This is a genomic window from bacterium (assembly GCA_026398675.1).
In the GTDB taxonomy this organism is placed as follows: domain Bacteria; phylum RBG-13-66-14; class RBG-13-66-14; order RBG-13-66-14; family RBG-13-66-14; genus RBG-13-66-14.
On sequence record JAPLSK010000009.1, the window covers coordinates 1 to 3,155 of the forward strand.

At 65.5% G+C, this 3,155-nt stretch carries 3 protein-coding genes; 1 reads left to right on the top strand and 2 read right to left on the bottom strand.

What is annotated here, in order from left to right; all coding sequences use genetic code 11:
* The first annotated feature begins 73 nt into the window (after nt 1-73).
* A complete protein-coding gene (locus NTW26_00090) occupies nt 74-1,468 on the top strand; it encodes a DegQ family serine endoprotease (protein ID MCX7020672.1) in 1,395 nt (464 codons plus the stop codon).
* 63 nt (nt 1,469-1,531) lie between these two features.
* Here the strand turns inward: NTW26_00090 and NTW26_00095 are convergent, their stop codons facing one another.
* Nucleotides 1,532-1,738: a T9SS type A sorting domain-containing protein gene (locus NTW26_00095; protein ID MCX7020673.1), complete on the bottom strand. Its 207-nt coding sequence runs from the start codon at nt 1,736-1,738 to the stop codon at nt 1,532-1,534.
* On the bottom strand, nt 1,719-3,155 hold a 1,437-nt coding region (locus tag NTW26_00100), incomplete at its 5' end, for a VCBS repeat-containing protein (GenBank protein ID MCX7020674.1). The genes NTW26_00095 and NTW26_00100, both read right to left, overlap by 20 nt.

Genomic DNA, 3,155 nt, shown 5'->3' on the forward strand with positions numbered 1-3,155 from the left:
TCCCGGGAACGGATAAAAGCGCCCCGTCGTATGGAATTGCGGACACGCCCCGACTTCGCAAGGAGACACCGGTATGCGCAGAACGTCCATCCTCACCGCCCTCTTGCTTCTCGTCGCCGCGGCGAGCATCGCCGAAGAGCCCTCGGGAGTGGACATCCTCCGCTCCATCCAGGAGGCCTTCACCTCGGTGGCGGCCGAGGTCGGCCCAGCCGTGGTTTACATCGAGGTGAAATCGGAAACCGAGAAGAGCCTGAGCTTCTTCGGCCCCTGGGGTTTCGAGGCGCCCCCCGAGCAGGAGGCCGCCGGATCGGGCTTTATCATCGACGCGGAGGGGTACGTACTCACCAACGCCCACGTCGTCGCCCAGGCCAAGGAGATCCGCGTGACCCTCTCCGACGAAAGGACCTTCGACGCCGAAGTCGTGGGGATAGACCCCGACACCGACCTCGCTCTGCTCCGCCTCAAGGACGCCCGGAACCTCCAGGTGGTCCGTCTGGGCGACTCGGACATTGTGCGCGTCGGTGAATGGGCGCTGGCCATCGGCAGCCCCTTCGGCCTCCAGCAGACCGTGACCGCGGGCATCATCAGCGCCATTGGCCGCACCAACATGGGCCTGGCCAACTACGAGGACTTCATCCAGACCGACGCCTCGATCAACCCGGGCAACTCGGGCGGCCCCCTGGTCAACCTGGACGGCGAGGTCATCGGCATCAACTCGGCCATCCGCACCCGGGGCGCCTGGACCGGCGAGTCATACAACAGCGGCATCGGCTTCGCCATCCCCATCAACATGGCCCGGCGGGTGGCCGCGGATTTGCGCGATAAGGGCAGCGTCGTACGCGGCTGGCTCGGGGTCTCCATCCAGAACTTGAACGAGGAGGTGGCCCAAGCCATGGACCTTCGGGAGACCAAGGGCGCGCTGGTCGCCGAGGTCCTGCCCGACTCCCCCGCCGAGGACGCCGGCTTCGAGGTCGGCGACGTGGTGCTCGAGATGAACGGGTTGAAGGTCAAGGACGCCAACGAGCTGAAGAACCGGGTGGCCCTCCTGATCCCCGACGAGCGGGTCGAGTTCCTCATCAGCCGCGACGGCGCGGAGAAGAGGATTGACGTGACGATCGGCGAGCGGCCCCCCGATCTCAACGCGTACTACGAGGAATCCCGGGGCACGGAAGGCGAATCGCGGGCCGTGGCCTCCCTGGGAATCGAAGTTCAGAACCTCGACCCCGAGCTCGTCAAGGAGATGGGGCTCGACGAGGATAAGGGCGTGGTCATCACCCGCGTCTTCCGGGACTCCCCCGCCGATAAGGCCGGCCTGCGGTCCGGTGACGCCATCCTCCAGTTCGACCGGCAGGAGGTCAAGGACGCGGCCGGCTTCGAGGAGATGGCGGGCAAGATTGTCGAGGGCGAGCCCGTGCTGGTGCTCATCTGGCGCGACGGGCGGACGACCTTCCTGGTCATCGAAAAGTAGCCGTCCCATCAAACCCATAAAAAAGGCGGGCCCCGCGGCCCGCCTCTGATATATCCCGCACGACTACCGGCTGATCACCAGCCTCTGGGTCAGCGATCCCGCAACCGTTTCAAGGCGGTAGAGGTAGACGCCCGAGGGAATTTCAGCGCAGTTCCAGGACGTCTCATGGCGGCCCGCGGTCAGCTCCGAGGCTATCGGCGTCGCAACCCGACGACCGGCCAGGTCGAAGACCGAAAGCTCCACCCGCCCGTCATCCGGAAGCGAGAACACGAAGTTGATGACCTCCCGCGAAGGGTTCGGATACGCGGCGTAAAGCACGAGCTCCGGCGTATCCGCGGAGATGGTAACCGTCTCCGTGGGGCCGAAACGTGATACCACGCCGTCCGTGGTCGTCGAAAGTCGGGTCCGTCCCCCACCAAAGCGTGTAGGTGTCGAAGTCGGGGAGCAGCGTGTCGTCCCAGTCCAGCGTCGGCGTCAACGTGTTGACCACCGAAGCGTCCGTCGGGCTGACGAGGTGGAAGTACGGGCAGATGTCCACCGACAAGAGAGTCGGGCTCACCTGCGGGTCCGTCGTGGTGAGCATCGGCATATACTGCAGGTAGTCCAGCATCGCCGGGTACGTCTCGCCCAGGTCGGCACCCCAACTCACTTCCGACCAGGTACCCATGTTGCCCGAGTCGTCCGCGGCCCGCACGTCCACCGCACTGTCGCCGTCGAGATCGTCGGCGCAAACGTCCGAGGCCATGTTGAAGTCGGTCGCCACGGGATGCTCGGACCACCCGCCACCCGAGCCGTCATTCTCCCACCAGACGATTACGTTGTCGTAGAGGGAGGAGCCCAGGATGTCGGAATCTGTGTCGGCGTCCATGTCGACGGCGAAGACACACTGTGGACTGTCGAATCCATCCACCACCACACCCTCGGTCCAGGTGGTACCTTTGCCGTCTACGTTCTCCCAACAGGAGACATTGTCCCCCACGAAGGCGGCCACCACCAGGTCGAGGTCGCTGTCACCGTCCAGGTCCACGGCGTAGACCGAACGCGGGTTCGACACCGCGTCGGAAACGATGTGCTCGGTCCAGCTCGAGCCGGACCCATCGGTGTTCTCCCACCAAACGACCGTGCCGGCGTTCCAGGCCGTCCCGACGATGTCTATGTCTGAGTCGCCGTCCATGTCCACGCCCAACGCCCCGTAATACCCGCCCGTCGCGGTGCCGCTCACGGCGTGCGAGGTCCAGCTGCCGCCGGCGCCGTCGTTGTTGGACCACCAGGTCATGCTGTCGTTCGATCCCGAAGCGCAGATGATATCCAGGTCGGTGTCGCCGTCAACGTCGGCCGCGCTGACCTCCCAGGCGTTGGAGTAGCTGGCGATGGAATGGTAGGTCCAGCTGCCGCCGACACCGTCGTCGTTGGACCACCAGGCGAGACGGCCCGAAAACGGGGGCGCGCCGGTGGCGATGATGTCCAAATCCCCGTCGCCGTCGAGGTCCGCCGCGCGAACGAAACGGCCCCCCTGGAAGGTGTCGTCAACCAGGGTTTTCGTCCAGCCGCCGCCGGAGCCGTCGTTGGCCCACCAGGCGATCTCGTTGGACTCAGACCCGGTCCCGACAACATCCAGATCGGTGTCGCCGTCAATGTCCGCCACGCAGACACCGACCGCGTCGGTGAAGGTGTCGTCAACCACATT